This is a genomic window from Planctomycetota bacterium (assembly GCA_035384565.1).
Lineage (GTDB): Bacteria > Planctomycetota > PUPC01 > DSUN01 > DSUN01 > DAOOIT01.
Map to the genome: position 1 here is coordinate 15,506 of DAOOIT010000063.1, position 17,494 is coordinate 32,999.

Here is a 17,494-nt window from a genome sequence, read left to right on the forward strand (position 1 = left end):
TTCGTCTCAGGATCAGCGGAAAATGCGCTGCGCGAAGAAGTAGAGCGCGTTCTTCCAGTGAGCCGGATCATGGCCATTGTCATCCACGTGCCAGACATGTGGGACGCCGTTGTCCTTGAGATAGGCGTGGACGCCTTGGCTGATGCGGATCAGGCCGTCCTTATTCCCGCAGGAGAGCCACAGCAGCTTCAGCCGGGCCTTGACGGCGGCGGGGTCGGGCACCAGTTCCTTCGCCGGCTTCGTGTTGGGTGCGGCGGAAAAGGCGCCCACCCACGCAAACGTGTCGAGGTGCGCCAGCCCGAAGTTGAGCGACTGCCCGCCGCCCATCGAGAGCCCCGCCAGCGCCCGATGCTCGCGGTCCGCCTGAACCGGGTAGCGCGCCTCGATAGCCGGGATAACGTCCTTCAGCAGGTCCTGCTCGAAGGCGGCGAACGCGGGGGCGGACTTGAAGACATCCCCTTCTGCCCGGTCGTTCTTCTGCGCCCGGCCGTTCGGCATCACCACGATCATCGGCCTAGCCTTTCCGTCGGCGACTAGATTGTCGAGCAGCACATCGGGCGTCGCGAAGCGCTGCCACTCCGTCTCATCGCCCCCGATCCCGTGCAAGAGATACAGCACCGGATACTTCTTCGCCTTCGAGTAGCCGGGAGGCGTGTAGACCTGCATCTTCCGCGTCGTCCCAACCGACTTCGACTCATAGCTCACCATCTCCAACCGGCCGTGCAAGATCCCCTCGCGCCTCTTGTCAAACCCGGGCGGCGGATCGGGGAACGCCCGAACATCGTCCTTATTGAGCACAATCGGCCCCCCGAACCCGCGCTCTCCCCCTTGCGCGCGGCTCACAAGGGTAGCCGGGGCGATCGCCAACAAGGCGCTTAGCAGAGGTGGGAGCGAATGACTCAGTCTGGCCATAGTGTGGACTCTCCGCGGGGTTCGACACGAAGGCATTCACCTGCCAGTGGGGCGTATGCGATAGGTCTTCATCGGCTGCACCGGGATGATCTCGACAGTGAGGTCGCGTTTCTCTCCGAGGCTGGCGAACCACTGGCGCAGGCCGTACACGCGGAGACGGTTCTTCGTCTCCATGCGGACCCTGCCCTGTACAGGCACATTGCTCTCTCCGAGAAGCAGGTCAACAGTGGTGCCGGGCGGGGGGAACAGGTGTCTGTCATCACCCTTGATGTAGATGTAACCATTATGGCGGTACGAGGTCGGCACGTTGTAGGCGAGTGTCGCTGGCATGGGTCCTCCTCGGGTGTTGGGCACAAGGGGTTCCTGGACACCTTACTGATCCAGCAGGTTGTCCAGGACAATGATCCTGAGGCCGGGGAGCGTCGGCAGGTCAGTGTCGTTGGTGACGAAAGAGGTGGCCCCCTCGCGGAGCGCGGCGGCGATCTGGACGGCGTCGGGGGTGCGCAGGTTGTGTTTGGCCCTCAACCGCGCGGTGTCTTCGGCGATCTCGGGCGTAACGTTCAGTGTGGCCAAGTGCGCCGCCCTCAGCAGAATCCTACGGTAGTTCTCGGCAAGACCGAGAGCGCCCTTCCTGAATGGGTGGGGCAGAACCTCACACAGGGTCAGCACGGAGGTCACAGCGGAGAACTCGCCGCGGTCCAACACCTCAGAAAAAGGCACGAGGACAGGGCGGTACTTCGGATGATCCTCCATGAAGTAGATGAACGGCGCCGTGTCCACTCCCACGACGGTGCCCCGCAGTTGGCTCACCCATTCCATGAGGCGCGCTCCCGGTCAACATACTCCTGGGCATCAACGCCATCCCAGACCTCTTTGCCCAGGCCCCGCAATTCGAGAATACTGGCCGGGCGGTCGCCGTTCCGGCGCCGGAGCATAGCCGCAATGTCCCCAAGCAGGCGAAGCTGCTCCTCGGACTCGAGCCGCTCGACGCAGTTCAGCAGTTCCAGGTACTCTCTGGCGCTCACTCGCGTGCCTCCTGGCTAGCGCCCTCACACCGTTATCATATCCCCTGAGCGAGCGGTGGTCAAGACTTGTTGCCGCCGAGGGAGAAGAGCTGCGTGCGGGTGCGGAGGTACATCACGCCGTTGGCGACAGCGGGGGTGGCGCTGCTGGACTCGCCGAGCGGGACGCGGGCGAGGAGCTCGAACTTGTCGGATGCCGCCAGGACGATGACGTCGCCGTTGCGGGAGATGCAGTAGAGCCGGCCAGCGATGCAAACAGGGGAGCCGTGGAACACACCGCCCTGTATGCGCTCCCGCCAGACCAGCTGCCCCGTGGCCGTGCTGTGGCAGGCCACCGTACCCTCCTCGCTCCAGAGGTAGAGCCGTCCATTCCAGGCGACGGGGGTTGAGACGCGGGGGACAGGCTTAGGGATTTCCCAGGCCACGGCAGGGTTTGCGCCATGCTTCTTCGAGGGCGGGCGGACGGCGACGAAGTGGCCGCCCGTCATGAAGTACGAATCGCCCGCGATGACCAGGCCGTCGGCCACGACGGGCGAGCTGACGCACTCCTTGAGGAGGTCGCCGATCTCCCAGAGCACCTTGCCGCTGGCCGGCTCGACCGCGGTGAAGCCGTGGGAGGTGCTGACGAAGATGAGCTCCGTCCGCCCCCCCTCGTCCTGGCGGGTGCAGGGCGTGGCGTAGACGCACCAGGTGGTCTTTCGGTCAATCTGCCAGCGGGTCTCGCCCGTCTTGCGGTCCACGGCGATGAGGCTGCTCTTGGGCTGTTTGTCGGGGGGACGGCTGGTGGTCTGGTAGTCGCCCTGCTCGTTGGCCAGGATGACGAGGCTGCCGAGGATGACGGGCGAGCTTCCACTGCCGTGGAGCGCCGTGAATGGCCCCAGGTTGCGGCGCCAGATGTCCCTGCCGTCGCGGTCGAGGGCGAGGAGCGTCACCTCCTCGGGCGTGGTCCAGGTGACGACAACGCCGTCGGCATCGGCGGCTGGGGAGGCGGAGGCGAAGCTGTTGGCGGCGTTGTGGCGGTACTTCGTGGAAGCAAAGTCGCGCCGCCACAGTGTGCGGCCGTCGGAGACGTGGAGGCAGGCAACCGTTCGCGCGGCCGTCTCGGGGTCGGCGCACGTGAGGTAGATGCGCTCGCCGACGACGGCGGGCGAGGAGTGGCCTTCGCCGGGGAGTTTTACCTTCCAGTTGTAGTCGTCGGCGGTCCACTTCGCGGGGATGGTCGTGGCGTCGCTGATGCCGGCCCCGCCCGGGCCTCGGAACCGCGGCCAGTCCTGGGCGTGCGCCGACAGGCCCGCCAAGGCAATGCAGATGGAGAGATATGACATGTCACCAGCATGCCACGCGGCCGCCGCTGTGTCAACGAAGGCGATAGGCCCACACGCGGGGCGCATGTGGGTACGTGGGCTGGCGGTCAGTCCTCCAGCGTGCTGGTATCGCCCTCGGGCAGGCCGAGTTCGCGGGCGCGGAGCAGGCGGCGCATGATCTTGCCGCTGCGCGTCCTGGGCAGGCCGCTGACGAAATCAATCTCGTCGGGCCGCGCGATGGGACCCAACTCCTTACCCACGTGCTGGCGCAGGTCGTCCTTCAGCTTGTCGGTGCCGTCGTAGCCGGTCCGGAGGACCACGAAGACCTTGATGGCGTTGCCCTTGAGTTCGTGGGGCTTGCCGATGGCGGCGGCCTCGGAGACGGCCGGGTGGCTGACGAGCGCGCTCTCGACCTCGGCCGTGCCCAGGCGATAGCCCGAGACCTTCAACACGTCGTCAATCCGGCCAATCACCCAGATATAGCCGTCCTTGTCCCGCCGCGCCGAGTCGCCCGCGGTGTAGACGTTGGGGATCTTCTCCCAGTAGTTCTGGCGGTAGCGGTCGGGGTCCTTGTAGAGGGTTCGGAGCATGGCGGGCCAGGGTCTCCTGATGACCAGGAAACCGTCGTGGTCGTCGGGCACAGGCTTGCCGTGCTCGTCCACGACCTCGGCGACCACACCGGGCAGAGGCCGCGTGGCGGAGCCCGGCTTGAGCTTCACGGAAGGAACGGGCGAGATCATGATCATGCCGGTCTCAGTTTGCCACCAGGTGTCCATGATGGGGCAGCGGCCGCGGCCTACGTTGGCGTGGTACCAGCGCCAGGCCTCGGGGTTGATCGGCTCGCCCACGGTGCCCAGGAGGCGGAGGGACGAGAGATCGCGGCGCGCGACCCAGCTCTGGCCGAAGCGCATGAGGCCGCGGATGGCCGTGGGCGTGGTGTAGAGCACGGTGACGCCGTAGCGCTCGACGATGCTCCACCAGCGGTCGGGCCGCGGGGCCGTGGGCGCGCCTTCGTAAAGCAGCAAAGTGGCGCCGTTGATGAGCGGGCCGTAGACGATGTAGCTATGGCCCGTCACCCAACCGGCATCGGCGGTGCACCAGTAGGTGTCTTCGTCCTTCAGATCGAAGACCCACTTGGTGGTGGCCCCGACGCCGACCATGTAGCCGCCGTGGACGTGCAGGATGCCCTTGGGCTGGCCCGTGGTGCCCGAGGTGTAGAGGATGAAGAGCGGGTCGTCGGCGTCGAGGCGCTCGGTGGGGCATTCGGCCGAGGCGATGGGCAGCGACATCAGCTCGTGATACCACACGTCGCGGGCCGGCTCCATGTTGACCTGGTTGCCGGCGCGGCGGACCACGATGACGACCTCGACGGAGGGGGCGTGGGCGACGGCTTGATCGGCGATCTCCTTGAGCGCCACCACCTTGCCGTTGTAGTAGCCGCCGTCGGCCGTGATCAGCACGCGGGCCTCCGCGTCCTGGATGCGGGTGCGGAGCGCCTCGTGGCTGAAGCCACCGTAGACGACGCTGTGGATGGCGCCGATCTTCGCGCAGGCGAGCATCGCGATCACCTGCTCGGGCACGCGCGGCAGGTAGACCGTCACCCGGTCGCCCTTGCGCACGCCCATGCTCTTCAGGACGTTGGCGAACTTGGAGACCTCGCGGGAGAGCTGGAAGTAGGTGTACGAGCGCGTGTCGCCCGGCTCGCCCTCCCACAGCAGCGCCGCCTTGTTTCGCCGCCAGGTGGCCAGATGGCGGTCGAGGGCGTTCTGCACGATATTGCACTTCGCCCCCGCGAACCACTTGGCGAAGGGATGCTGCCAGTCGAGCACCTGCTTCCAGGGCTCGAACCACTGGAAGCCCTGCGCCACCTCGGCCCAGAAGCCCTCGGGGTCCTCGACGGACCGGCGGTAGACCTCCTCGTAGTTGGGGATTGCGCAGTTGGCGGCGAGTTCGGCGGGAGGCGTATACACCTCCGCCTCGGCGGCAACGACCGGGGTGGCCATGGCGACGACTCCGCTCGGGTTCCATCGGCCCACCGGCCCTTGCTATTCGCATTCTAGCGCTTTGCCGTGCCGTGTCAAACGTTGTTGCAGTTGACGAGGCACCAGGAATCGCTACTCTGGTGGGAAGCACTCTTGAGAGGAGACGGCCTGTGAACCAAGCGAGCGCGGTGCTGTGGCGGCTGGCGATTGCCGCGAGTGTGGTGGCGGGCGGAGGGGCTCTGGGCGCGCCCGATCTGCTGCTGCCCGAGAACCTGAAGACGATGGGCTGCGCGGCGCCCGACACGAAGCTCATGTTCCTGCGCTCGAGCCAGCCGGGGAACGTCTTCTATCCCGGCGATTCGGTGGACCTGACGCTCAAGGTGACGCGGGACAAGGAGCCGCTGAAGTCGATCACGCTGGAAGTCATCGAGATCGCGGCGCGGCAGAACAGGTATCTTCCAGGGATGTCGGTGATGACAGCGCCGGTGGCCATCGAGAACCTCGGGCCGCGCGGTAAGGTGGATGTGTCAGTGTCCGTCGAGGACAAGGAGGGGGCGACGGCGGAAGTGGAGGCCAGGGGCCTGCCCGTGCCCGCCCGCTACGGCACGTATGCGGTCACTATCGCCCCGAACGGCAAGAACCCGCAGTTCCTCTGCACGCTCCTGCGGGCGATGAAGCCGAAGGAGGGCTTCGATGTTGACGCCCCGGTCTTCGGCGAGGGGCAATTCCTGACCCACGACAGCCAGAATCCCGAGCACATCCGCACGCGGGCGCTCACGCTGGGGCGCTTGGGCATCAAGGGCGTCCGCATCGAGCTGGGCTGGGCCGAGGGCAAGCCCGGCACCTACGACTGGTCCCGCTACGATGCCCTGATGGGCAGCCTGGCCGAGGCCAAGATCAATGCCCTCGTCACGATGGGCGGCCACCCCTACTGGACCTATCCCCTCGGCCAGCCCACCCCCGCCTGCATCCCCGAGAAGCCCGACCACTCCTGCCAGCCGAAACACTACGAGGCGTTCGGCAAGTGGATATATGCCTTCTGCGACCGCTACTGGCAGCGCGGCAACGGCGCCCTCTGGGCCATCGAGCACTGGAACGAGCCCTGGGAGGGCATCTCCATCAGCGGCTGGGAGAGCGACTCCAACCACTACCGCGCCCTGATGAAGCAGATAGCCGACAACGCTCGCAAGGTGAGCCGCCGCATCAAGACCGCCGCCGCGTGCTCCATCATGAACACCGAGGACAAGTTCCTCGCGGGCGAGGACCGCAACGAGCTGGCGAAGCTGGTGGACATCTTCACCGACCACTACGTGCCGCCGCGCACGAGCTACGGCCCGATGGTCGCCAAGTTCTGGGGCAAGGAGAGCACGGACACCGAGACCTGGATCGCCGCCTCCGAGGTCCTGCTGCCACAGATCGTCACACAGTTCCTCGCCTGCGGCCAGGACCGCATGACCCCGTGGCACCCGGCGATGACGTACTTCAAGGTGCCCGGCTCGCCCATGGAGTTCCAGATGCCCAACCCCGTGGCGCTCGCCTCGAACGTCTTCAACGTGATGATGACGGGGCGGAAGTTCGAGCGCATGCTCTTCCACACGCATCTGCCGTGGGCATTCCAGTTCGGGACCGGGCGCGACGCGATGGTCGTGCTCTTTGGCAAGCTCTATGCCCCGCACGGCGGCGACCCGAAGGACGTCCTCTGGTGGCAGCTCCAGGCCCACGAGGGCGGCACGATCGCCATTGACAACAGCGACGGCCGCCTTGAGTTCTACGATATCGCCGGCAACCGCGAGTTCGAGGGGCAGAAGCAGGTCACGCTCCCGATGGACTACCTGAGCCGCTACATTCGCTCGCCGCGCGGCGGCATCCGCCTTATCGAGCAGCGCCTCCGCGAGGCACGAATTGAGGGCGTCGGACCGGTGGAAATCCTCCTGCGGGACTTCACGGCGCCCATTGACACCCCCGGCGCGGCCCTGACCGCTGCCGCGCACAACCTCCTCAATCGCCCGATCAAGGGCACACTCAAGGTCACGCCCCCCCCTGGCATCGCGCTGAAGGACGACACGCTGCCGCTTGACCTCAAGGCGGGCGAAACGCGCGAGCTGAAGTTTCAGCCGGCGCAGGCCAAGCCATTGCCCGCCAATGCCTACCTTTTCAAGGCCGAGTTCGTTTCTGATGCCGGCAAGGCGGAATGGGCGGAGTACCTCAACGTCGTCGCGGCCAGGCGCGGCACGAAGAAGGTGGATGGCAACCTTGACGACTGGAAGGACGACCTGGGCGTGCTAGCCGATGCCAAGCTCCAGAAGGTTGACCCCACGCAGCAGGCGTGGATGCCGTTTCTCCAGGCTAAGGATGCCCAGCCCGATGGCGCGTTCGCCGAGGTGAAGCTCGCCTGGGACGATGCCTTCCTCTACGTCGCCGCCCGAGTGCTCGACCAGAGCGACTACCCCGGCCATCAGCGGCTCGAGACGTGGGACGAGGAGCAGTACTTCCGCAGTGCAAAGGACGACGCTGTCTGCGAACGGCTGCGGCCATACCGCAAGTTCGTCCTCGCCAACATGCGCGACGCGAAGACCGCCGAGAAGATGAAGGCCGACCCCGAATGGCCGGCCTACCAGAAGCTCATCGAGAGCGACCCCGAGCTGAAGCACGCCATCACCAGCAACGCCGCAAGCGTCTACTTCCAGGCGAAGGACCGCAACCCGAAGGCCACATTCGCCGACGCCTACTACGTCTACAAGAAGGTGCCCTGGGGCGAGCAGCCCTGGGCGGGGGATAACCTCCAGCTCGGCTTCGACTTCCTGCCCGACTACCACTACAACATGAAGCTCGACACCGACCGGGTGCCCTGGGGCTTCCACGCGATGCCCGACACTGACTACGAGTTCTCGGCCTACCAGTGCACCGATGGCAAGAGTGAGCTTTGGCGCATCCTCGCCCCTGGGATGCCCCGGAGCCATCACTACCCGCGCCAGCCGAGAGCCAAGTTCGACCAGGGACCCGTCAAGGGCGGCCAGCACGCCGTCAAGCGCGAAGGCAAAGTCACCACCTACGAACTCGCCATCCCCTGGTCCGAGTTCGTAGTGCGCCCCTCGGGCCGTTCCGCGCGGCCCAAGCCGGGCGAAACCTTCGGCTTTACCTTCCGCGTGAACAATAACGAGAAGCCCGACATCCTCTATGGCGCCGACAAGAGCGCCACGAAGTCCAACGGCCTCTCTTTGCACCCCTATTGGGAGAGCAAGCCGAGCTGCGGCATCCGCTGGGCGCTGCGAGACTAAACCCGTCCGTGTCTGTCCGTGCCAGTCCGTGTCGCTCGGCACACGGACGCACACGGACAGGCCCCACGAGGCAAGGCGGAGAACTCATGAACAAGATCGCCCTGCTGGCAATCTGCGGCGTCCTCGTTGTGGGGAGGGGCGGGGCAGGGGGCGCGGATGGGCTCCAGTGGCACTGCCACTCCCTCGGCAAACCGAAGGTGCTCTACCTGGCGGGCAGCCCGAACAACGAGATGTTCGCCGAACAGCTCCGCCACGTGGTGCCGGCAGACGTAGCCTTCGCGCCGCTGCTCTACGGCGACCAGGAGATGCACCACCTGTGCGACAAGCCGCTGGAGGAGAGCAAGGAGGACCAGGCATACGTGCTCAAGGAGGGCGCGGCCTACTTCGACGGTCTCGTCGCCAGGATGCGCGAGTTCCAGGTCGTCATCGCCCAATTCCCCGTCCGCTCGAACGACAAGGCGGAGAGCGAACGCCTCGTCGCCACGCAGAAGGCGCTCGCCGACTACGCCCGCTCCGGCGGCAAGCTCGTCGTCATCAACCCAGGCTGGGAGGCAGTCTACGAAGGCACGCCCCTGGAGGATGTCCTGCCCATAAGGTCGGGCAAGGGCAAGTCCTGGGTGTACTCTTGCGGCCCGGCCACCGACCACCCCCTCAGCCGCGGCATCCCGCTGGAGGTCACGGGCGCGCACTTCTACGGGCCGATCTACGAGCCGGCCGACGCCACTTGTTTGCCCCTGACCGACAACGGAAAACTCACCCGCTTCTGGCACCGCCGGCTTCCGAGCGGCGGGGAGGTGGTTCACCTCTTCCAGGTCGGCGGCGAGAGGCACCAGTGGCGGGGCGAGAATGCGGCCCTCTACGACCCCGAGCGCCCCGACGACGGCACGGCCTGGAACGCCTTCTATCGCCGCCTCGTCTACGGCTTGGCCTTTGGCGACAAGGCGTTCCCTGCTCTCGTCAGTGTCTCCGCCAAGCCCAGCCGTGCAGGCAACACGCTCGCGGCGTCAGTGACGCTCGAGAACCACTCGGATGCGCCGCGCGAGATCGTGATCTCCTTCGACGCTCGCCACCGCCGCTCGCCAGACGGCATCCGCATGGAGAAGAAGGTGGCGGTTGCCAAGGGCCAGAGCGTCGCACTCCAGTTCGCGCCCGAAGTGAACCTGCCGTGTACCGACGCCTGGCTGCTCGTCACGGCACGGGCACTCGATGCCGACGGCAGAACCGTGGTGTCCGAGAGCATGGCCTGGGCGCCCTACATTCATCGCGTGCCGTTGACCGTGAAGACCGACAAGGCCAGCTACGCCCCAGGCGAGACGATCACTGCCACCATCACTTGGGCGCCTGACGCCGAGGAGGGCGATTACTTGCCCGTGGCCTACGTGGTGGACAGCTCGGGCCGAGCGCTCACGCGCGCGGCGTTCGAGGTCACAGGCGAGCGTACGGCCACGGCCAAGCTGACCATGCCCGACCGCGGGCCGGAGTTCGTCGGGAGCTACTGGGTGACCGCGGTCTTCAGCAAAGGCGACCAGATCGCCGGCCTTGCGCGTGCCCAGGTGCAGCTCGACCAGCCGTGGACGATGCGCGAGCGCTTCGAGTGGTCGGTGTGGACCTGGGGCGGGGGAGGGCGCTTCATTGACCTCATCCGCGACGCGGGCTTCAACGCCCTCGGCTGCATGGGCAACCCCTACACCGCTGATCGCTACGGCATGCGCCAGTACGTCGAGGGCACGGGCATCAACACCTTCGGCGTCACTATTGACCACGACAACTGGGAGGCCGTCCGCGCCGCCATGCACAAGACCATCGAGCGGCACAACCAGGGCGCCCCCGACGCCCGCTCCAAGTCCCTCGTCTCCCTCGGCGAGGAGAGCGGCTTCAAGGACGGTTGGGGGATGCGCTACTACTGGCCCGAGGACAAGGCGCCCGCCGTGCCCCAGAAGGTCTTCGGCGAACACCTGCGCGAACGCTACGCCGGCCGCCTCGACGTGTTGAACCAGGAATGGGGCACGAGCTTCGCCTCCTTCGACGACATTCCCCTTGAGAAGGCCAAGGTCAAGTCGCCCGGCCAGGTCTTCGTCACCTCACAGGCCTGGGAGGCCATGCAGAAGAAGGGCGAGACCAAGCCCGTCATCCCCGTGAACCTCGCCCGCCTCGACCCCAAGCAGCGCTACATCGGCCATTCGGCGCCTTATTGGGAGACTTACAACTTCTTCGACTGGTACTATCAGAAGTACTGCGACCTGGCGACCGAGGTCTACCGCTCGCGGCGCAACCCCGTGCCACTCACCATCATGAGCGCCCCAGGCGGCTTCTACCCGAAGGTGGACGTCTACAACTTCGCCGGCCTCGGGCCGTTCTATCCCAAGGAGGCGGCGCTCGTGGGTAACGCCATCGCCCGACGCGACTACGGCGACATTCCCGGCTTCTCCGCCGCAATGTGGGCGTACTTCGACCTCCGCTCGCTTTGGAACTGCACTGTGATGTCGAGCATCCTCGCGGGCAACACGCACATTGACTACTGGGTGGACGTGCCGTTGACCTTCAACGCCGACCTCACGCACACGCGGGCGAGCTTCTGGACGAAGGAGCTGCGGGAGCAGCTTCGCCCCATTGAACCGATCCTCCTCCACAAGCGCTTCGCTTACACCGACGGGCTGGGCATGCTCGTCGGCCAGCAGCCGCTGCCCAAGGGCATCCTCGGCCAGCACTTCGGCTCGGCCATTGACTGCAATGCGCCCATCTACTCGGCGCTGGAGGAGACGGGCTACATGCCCAAGGTCGTTCACGCGAAGGACCTCAAGGGCATCAAGGTGCTCGTGGCGTCGCATGCGCAGGTGCTCAGCACCGAGGAGGGCAAGGCGATAGCCGACTTCGTGAAAGGCGGCGGGTTGCTCATTTCAACGCCGTGGCTTGCCTCCTGCTCGCCCCACGGCAACGCCTTCACCGTCTATCCCGCTGAGGAAACCGGCCTAGCTGAACTGCTCGGCTTCCGGCTCCTCAACACGAGCCAGGCCGTTGTGAAGGAAGAAGCTAACCTCCCGCAGGTTTGGAACCTGCGGGAGGTTGTTCTGGTGAGCAAGGGCAAGGATAATGTGCTCGATATGGCGCCTGATGTGGAGGTGCTCGCGAAGCACAAGGACGGCACGCCGCTTATTCTCACACGCGAGGTCGGTAAAGGCCGTGTCGTGTATCTCAACTTTATCTACGACTGGGACAACTGGTGGAACAGCTTCCACGAGCCGGCCCGCGAGGCGTATCGCAGGCTCATTGACGCCATCATCCGCTCCGACGGCCGCGTGAAGGCCGAGTACTTCATCGCCTTCGAGTCCGCCGAGCCGTGCGACGACAACAAGGGCTGGTGGCAGACGCCCCTCAAGTCCAAGCCGAACCATGGCGAAGCTGTCCCCTGGTGGTCCAGCCAGCTCTACAGCGACCCCAGCGGCCGCATCAAGTACCTCGCCATCTTCTCCGATCACCGCAGCCCCGCGATCTCGGCCACGGTCCGCTGGGCCGACCCGAACGTGCGCGTCTTCGATCTCTTGAGCGTTCCTCACGTGAAAGCGCGCGCGGCAAACTCGCCAAAGCCCGACGCCCAAGGCGCGTGGCAGACCGGCCTCCGGCCGGGGGGCGCCGCTCTCTTTGCGATCGTGCGCCAGGCACCCGCAGAGGTCCGCCTGAGGGCCATGTCCTCTGTCGTGGCCGGCCAGCCGGTCAGGGTTGCCGTGACCATCAAGGGAGTGGAACGCGATGCCTGCTATGGCCTTGGGCTTGACGTGGTCGATCCGTCCGGGAACTACAGCCGCAAGATGTCGTTGGCGAGTGTGCAGGCCCCTGGGGGCAAGACCGAGTTCCTCATCCCAACCGCCCTGAACGACCCGCCTGGCGAGTACCGCATCCTCGCCACCGAAGCGATCACGTGCGAGCGCGGCCAGGCGCGCTTCCGGTTGCGGGAGCCGTCTCAAGCGCCGAGCCAGGCGGACCTCACGCCATTCCCCTCGCGCCCCAGCGAAGCCTGGCCCGCCATTTCGATGACTACTGCTGAGTTCCTGGGCGAGCTGCGGAAGCTCCGGGCCGTCTACGAGGGCGGCCACGCTGGCCTCGAGGCCAAGTACATGCTCAGCTACTACCTGAACGTCCCATTCCGCCCCGACAACCGCCACGCCATCATGCGGCGGCTCCAGCGCACAGACTGGGCGCCGCACGTCGAGGCCCTCGCCGAGGCAACTCGCGCGGGAGAGCGCTTCCTCGTCCTGCCCGAGGACCTGAATCATGACCCCGGCTCGGGTTTGTGGATTGACCCGTTCTCCGGGCTACGCCTCAACCTACTGTTCCGCGAGTTGCTGAAGCAACCCGGCGCAAGGACTCGCCTGCTCGAGGGGCTGCCCGTCCCGCTTTCCGCCATCGAGATCGGGAACGGGGCGCTGATGTACCCAACGCAACTTGAGTCCCCAGACCGCTCCGCCTATCATTCCTCCGACTTTGCGGTGTGGCACGAGCGGCTGAAGAAGGCGCTGAAGGAGATTCGGTAGGGTGTGCATACTTGCACACCGTTTCCGCGTGCGAGTTTGCACGCCCTACCTGCGTTTGCATTTCCCCGCCGACGGCGTATATTGCTCCCCCAAGAGCGGGTGTTGGTGTTCGGCCCCCCAACACCCAACACCTGACACCCAACACCGCTTAGGTTGCAGGCAAGACCGCCTGAAGGCGGAACTACGAACGAAGCCCGCGTGCAGGTATGCACGCCCTACCAGGAAAGGAATGGCGCCATGGCAAAGGTGAGGATCGGTTTCTGCGGTGTGGGGGCGATGGGCCAGTGCGCCCACCTGAAGAACTACTACACACTGCCCGACTGCGAGGTGGTGGCGCTCGCGGAACTCCGCGAGAAACAGGGCAAGGCTGTCGCCCGACACTATCGCGTGCCGAAGGTCTACAAAGAGGCCGCCGAGATGCTGGCGAACGAGCAGCTCGACGCCATCGTGGCCTCGCAGCCGTTCACCCGCCACGGCACGCTCATCCCCGAGCTGCTGAAGGCGGGGAAGCCCGTCTTCACCGAGAAGCCGCTTGCGGGCAGCATCGAGGCGGGCCAACGCATCCTCGACGCCCTCGCCGCCAGCAGCACCTGGATGATGATCGGCTACCACAAACGCTCCGACCCCGCCACGATGTACGCCAAGGCCCAGATTGACGCGCTGAAGGCCTCGGGCGAGCTGGGCAGGATGCGCCTCGTTCGCATCCTCATGCCTGCCGGCGACTGGGTGGCTAACGGCTTCACCGAGCTCATCCGCTCCGACGACCCGAACCCGCCGCTTCAGTGGGACCCGCCGGCATCGGACATGGACAAGACGGCCTACGACGCCTACATCAGTTTTGTGAACTACTACATTCATCAGGTCAACCTGATGCGCCACCTCCTGGGCGAGCCGTACAAGGTCACCTACGCCGATCCGTCGGGCGTCATACTTGCGGGCGTGAGCACCAGTGGCGTGGCCTGTGTGCTGGAGATGACCCCCTACCGCACGACAGTAGATTGGCAGGAATCGGCCCTGGTGGCCTTCGAGAAGGGCTACGTGAAGCTCGAGCTGCCTGCTCCGCTCGCCTCGAATCGTCCCGGCCGCGTGGAGATCCTCTGCGACCCAGGCGACGGCAAGACCCCCGAGGTCTCATCGCCCCACCTGCCGTGGGTCCACGCCATGCGCCAGCAGGCCATCAACTTCGTGGCCGCCGTGCGCGGCGAGCGTCCGCCCCTGTGCACCGCCCAGGAGGCGATGGAGGACCTCAAGGTGGCTCGGGACTATCTGCGGCTGTGGAAGGGGGTCTGAGGGGCTGGGGATCGGGAATGCGGATTGTCGAGGCGCGCGGAGTGGCCAGCCGTGACTGGGAGACTGGGCGCCGAGACCCGGAACCCGGACTCGGTAATGGCCTACATGACCGGGGGCGGGCACCATTGGACCGGCGTCCGCCCCCGCAGGGCAAGGCCTTACACCGTATCACACGCTGACGAGCCACAGCGAGCTACGCGACGCATCAGACCTAACCACTCGGGTCATTCTACGCGTCTTCGCCTGGCGTCTTCTCGCTCCTACAGCTTGCGCCAGCCCAGACTATCCCGCCTGGCGGATACCAGGCACCCGTCTTGCCCTGCACCTTAAGTGTACCTCATGTTGCGGCAAAGTCAAGGAAAACGGCCTCAAATCTGCGCCGCACCTCAGAACTCGGCAGCGCCGCCTTGCAGGTGCGCGATCGCCGCGTCGGGAAGCAGGTGGCGCCACGGCAGGCGGTCCACGGCGTCGGCGCCGGCGATGGTTCCCGCGTCCTCGAACGTCGGCGCACCCCCTGCCCGTGTGCCCGTGTGCCGGAACGCCACCCCCTTCGCATCGCGGGTCAGCGTGATGGTCTGCGTGTAGTGGCCGAATGGGCGCTCGAAAAGCACCACGTCGCCGCGCGCGTCCGCAAACGCCTTCTGCTCGGCTGGGACGAGGGTCTCGGCCAGCAGAGCCTGGCAGACGTCCTGGAGGGCATGGCCCGCCTCCGGGTATAAGGCGATGTTGATCACCACGGCATCGCCGTCAATCGTGACCTGGGCGTGCGCCTTCTCGGCGGCCCGAACCTGGGGCAGGAGTGCGTCGTAGGCCTTCGTCAAACGTGCCTGGGCCTCCGCGCCCAGGCCGATGGCGGCGCAGAGGCCGGCGATTCCTTTCTCTCGATAAGCTTTCCGGGCGGCCTCGAAGAGCGGGGGAGGGTTGTTGCGCTCTTCCTCCGACAACTCAGCGAAGTGCGGCGGTGCGCCCGCGACTGGGGCCGCGGGCGCAGGAGCAGGGGCAGGCGCCGGGGGCGCAGCCGCCGCGGTGGGGACGGTGCCCATGGCGTCCAGCCGCGCGCGAAGCGATGCCACCTCATTCCACAGGGCCTCCACCCCCTTCGTCGCCTTCGTGGCCTCGGCAGCGAGCACAGCCTGGTCATGCTTGGCCTGCTGGAGCAGGACGCGCAAGTGTTCCGTGGCGTTCTCCAGGCTCGCCACGCGCGTCGCGGCGTCGGCCGCCTGCCGCCCGGCATGCCCTGCAAGCAGGTGCGCGGCGAGCATGGCGGCCATGAGGGCGGCCAGGAGGACCATGGCGACCATCGCCGCAGAGGTGCGAACACTGCTCATCGGTCTGCCTCCTGTCATGATGCACAGTGGGAAATGGTCGCTCAGCCCCGAAAGAGCGGACGCGCCAGCAGCAGCGGGAGGCCCGCGCAAGCGCACAGCATGATACCTGCCGAGCGTGCCTTGCTTGTCAGCGCGCCGTAATCCTGTGTAAGGAGTTGTAATCGCGCGACGGCTCTCGCCCGGAGGCGGGGCACGGTGCGAGGCACGCCGGTCGGGGGGCGCTCATGCGTCGAACCGCAACTCGGGCGTCGGCAACGCGGGCGGGCGCTCGCACGGGCTCTGGATCGCCACGTGCTGGCCCGACTTTGAGGCGTCCTCGAAGGCCAGCATCACGTCGAGTACGTGGTAGCACAGCTCGCCGCTAGCCCTGGGCTTGCGGCCGAGGGCGATGGCCTGCGCCATATCCGCTACGCCCATCGAGCGACCCACCTGGTCGCTGTGGGTCAGCCGCACCTCGGTCCAGTCGGCGTCGCCGCGTCGCCGTATCCGCACGGGGCCGCCGAAGCCGTTGGGGTCGGGCACGAGGAGCGTGCCCTCCGCGCCATAGATTTCGATGATGGGCAGGCGGTGGGCCACCACGTCGAAGCTCATCACCACGGTGCCGATGGCGCCGCTGGCGAAGTCGAGCGTCCCCGCGATGTGCGTGGGCGTCTTCACCTGGATGCGCGTGCCGTTCTTCGGCTCGCTGGTGATGAGGCGCTCGGGGAAGCTGATGCGGGCCGAGCCGCTCACGCGCTTCACCGGCCCGAGCAGGTTGACCAGCGCCGTGAGGTAGTAAGGCCCCATGTCCAGCATCGGCCCGCCGCCGAGGTCGTAGTAGAACTCGGGGTCGGGGTGCCAGCTCTCGTGGCCTCGGCAGGCCATGAAGGCCGTGGCGCCCACCGGCTCGCCGATGGCGCCGTCGTCAATCAGCTTGCGGCACGTCTGGATGCCGCCGCCGAGGAACGTGTCAGGCGCGCCGCCGACGAGCCGCCCCGCCTTCTTCGCGGCGGCCAGCACCTTGCGGCCCTCCTCGCGGGTCACGGCGAACGGCTTCTCGCAATAGGCGTGCTTGCCGGCCTTCAGCGCGGCCAGGTTCACCGCCGCGTGGGCGCGGGGGACCGTGAGGTTCACGACGATCTCGATCTCAGGGTCCGCGAGCAAGTCCGCCACCGAGCAGGCCCGCAGCCCATGCTCGGCGGCCTTGGCCTGGGCGCGTTCGGGCACCTGGTCGGCCAGGGCCGCAACGTCGAACACGCCGAGCTGCCTCGCCCAGTGCAGGTAGTTCCCGCTAATGTTCCCGCAGCCGATGATGCCGACTTTCACCTTCTTCACGCCGCGTCCCTTTCCCATCGTGTGGTTGGCGGGCGCACCCGCGCCCAGCCGCCCCCTATGCTACATGCTTTCGCGGACCTGTCAACTGCGGATGCGGCGCGCCCGCGCCTCTCGTCCCGGCCGATCTGCCCAGGGGCTTCGGCGCTCCGCTCGAAGGAATCGAATGCCGTTTTGCGCTACCGGCCTCTGGCCACATGGGGTATAATGGCGGTCGCGGGGGCCGCGCGTGCGGCCGACCCGGATCCTCTCACACAGGAGCACTGTCCCGATGGCACGTGAACCCAGGCGCGCCCCACGCTCGTGGCGCGAGACGGCTTGTGTGGACGAGGTGGCGATCCGCCTGCGCATCGAGGCCCTTGCCGAAGGGGGCTACGTGGCGACGAGCCCGGACGTTCCCGGCCTGGTCGCCGAGGGCCGCAGCATCACCGAGGCGGCCGAGATCGCCCAGGGGCTCACCCGCAAGATCGTCGAATCCTGCCTCGACCACGGAGACCCTCTCCCGCCGGCCTTCTGCCGGACCCGCCGCGCGCTCTCC

General features: G+C 66.7%; 11 protein-coding genes and 1 pseudogene. 4 read left to right on the plus strand and 8 right to left on the minus strand.

The genetic code is table 11. The features are described from left to right. Positions 1 to 15: 15 nt before the first annotated feature. The 6 genes and pseudogenes from PLE19_19055 to acs all read right to left on the minus strand — a co-directional run bounded on the left by PLE19_19055 (position 16) and on the right by acs (position 5,241). Positions 16 to 912, minus strand: a pseudogene (locus PLE19_19055) (alpha/beta hydrolase-fold protein). Between the two features lie 36 nt (positions 913 to 948). Next, complete coding sequence (locus PLE19_19060) at positions 949 to 1,242, minus strand: hypothetical protein (protein HPD17048.1); 294 nt, start codon at positions 1,240 to 1,242, stop codon at positions 949 to 951. Between the two features lie 42 nt (positions 1,243 to 1,284). Beyond that, positions 1,285 to 1,731 (minus strand): PIN domain-containing protein, encoded by a 447-nt coding sequence (locus PLE19_19065; GenBank protein ID HPD17049.1) that lies wholly within the window; start codon positions 1,729 to 1,731, stop codon positions 1,285 to 1,287. Beyond that, on the minus strand, positions 1,719 to 1,937 hold the full coding sequence (locus tag PLE19_19070) for a hypothetical protein (GenBank protein HPD17050.1): 219 nt from the start codon (positions 1,935 to 1,937) through the stop codon (positions 1,719 to 1,721). Before PLE19_19070 ends, PLE19_19065 begins: the two co-directional genes overlap by 13 nt. 59 nt (positions 1,938 to 1,996) lie before the next feature. Further along, positions 1,997 to 3,259: a PQQ-binding-like beta-propeller repeat protein gene (locus tag PLE19_19075; GenBank protein ID HPD17051.1), complete on the minus strand. Its 1,263-nt coding sequence runs from the start codon at positions 3,257 to 3,259 to the stop codon at positions 1,997 to 1,999. A gap of 86 nt (positions 3,260 to 3,345) precedes the next feature. After that, positions 3,346 to 5,241 carry an acetate--CoA ligase gene (acs, locus tag PLE19_19080; GenBank protein ID HPD17052.1) on the minus strand — a complete coding sequence of 632 codons (1,896 nt, stop codon included), beginning with the start codon at positions 5,239 to 5,241 and terminating at the stop codon, positions 3,346 to 3,348. Positions 5,242 to 5,390: 149 nt separating this feature from the next. On the opposite strand from acs, the gene PLE19_19085 reads away from it, so the two are divergent. The 3 genes from PLE19_19085 (at position 5,391) to PLE19_19095 (ending at position 14,317) form a co-directional block, all read left to right on the plus strand. Continuing rightward, positions 5,391 to 8,498 (plus strand): hypothetical protein, encoded by a 3,108-nt coding sequence (locus PLE19_19085; protein ID HPD17053.1) that lies wholly within the window; start codon positions 5,391 to 5,393, stop codon positions 8,496 to 8,498. An 86-nt stretch (positions 8,499 to 8,584) separates the two neighbouring features. Further along, positions 8,585 to 13,027, plus strand: a complete 4,443-nt coding sequence (locus PLE19_19090) for a beta-galactosidase trimerization domain-containing protein (protein ID HPD17054.1) — start codon at positions 8,585 to 8,587, stop codon at positions 13,025 to 13,027. Positions 13,028 to 13,264: 237 nt separating this feature from the next. Continuing rightward, positions 13,265 to 14,317 (plus strand): Gfo/Idh/MocA family oxidoreductase, encoded by a 1,053-nt coding sequence (locus PLE19_19095; protein ID HPD17055.1) that lies wholly within the window; start codon positions 13,265 to 13,267, stop codon positions 14,315 to 14,317. Positions 14,318 to 14,703: 386 nt separating this feature from the next. Here PLE19_19095 and PLE19_19100 read toward each other — a convergent pair whose 3' ends face one another. Together PLE19_19100 and PLE19_19105 are read right to left on the minus strand one after the other, a co-directional pair. After that, positions 14,704 to 15,645, minus strand: a complete 942-nt coding sequence (locus tag PLE19_19100; GenBank protein ID HPD17056.1) for a hypothetical protein — start codon at positions 15,643 to 15,645, stop codon at positions 14,704 to 14,706. A 222-nt stretch (positions 15,646 to 15,867) separates the two neighbouring features. After that, a complete protein-coding gene (locus PLE19_19105; GenBank protein HPD17057.1) occupies positions 15,868 to 16,959 on the minus strand; it encodes a Gfo/Idh/MocA family oxidoreductase in 1,092 nt (363 codons plus the stop codon). Positions 16,960 to 17,227: 268 nt separating this feature from the next. On the opposite strand from PLE19_19105, the gene PLE19_19110 reads away from it, so the two are divergent. Further along, positions 17,228 to 17,494 (plus strand): type II toxin-antitoxin system HicB family antitoxin (locus tag PLE19_19110; GenBank protein HPD17058.1); only part of this gene is annotated, 267 nt, incomplete at its 3' end.

Bases quoted from the DNA above. Each gene is read 5' to 3' on its own strand.
- PLE19_19065 (HPD17049.1), bottom strand. From the start codon at position 1,731: ATGGAATGGGTGAGCCAACTGCGGGGCACCGTCGTGGGAGTGGACACG.
- PLE19_19100 (HPD17056.1), bottom strand. From the start codon at position 15,645: ATGAGCAGTGTTCGCACCTCTGCGGCGATGGTCGCCATGGTCCTCCTG.
- PLE19_19075 (HPD17051.1), bottom strand. From the start codon at position 3,259: ATGTCATATCTCTCCATCTGCATTGCCTTGGCGGGCCTGTCGGCGCAC.
- PLE19_19060 (HPD17048.1), bottom strand. From the start codon at position 1,242: ATGCCAGCGACACTCGCCTACAACGTGCCGACCTCGTACCGCCATAAT.
- PLE19_19095 (HPD17055.1), top strand. From the start codon at position 13,265: ATGGCAAAGGTGAGGATCGGTTTCTGCGGTGTGGGGGCGATGGGCCAG.
- PLE19_19090 (HPD17054.1), top strand. From the start codon at position 8,585: ATGAACAAGATCGCCCTGCTGGCAATCTGCGGCGTCCTCGTTGTGGGG.
- acs (HPD17052.1), bottom strand. From the start codon at position 5,241: ATGGCCACCCCGGTCGTTGCCGCCGAGGCGGAGGTGTATACGCCTCCC.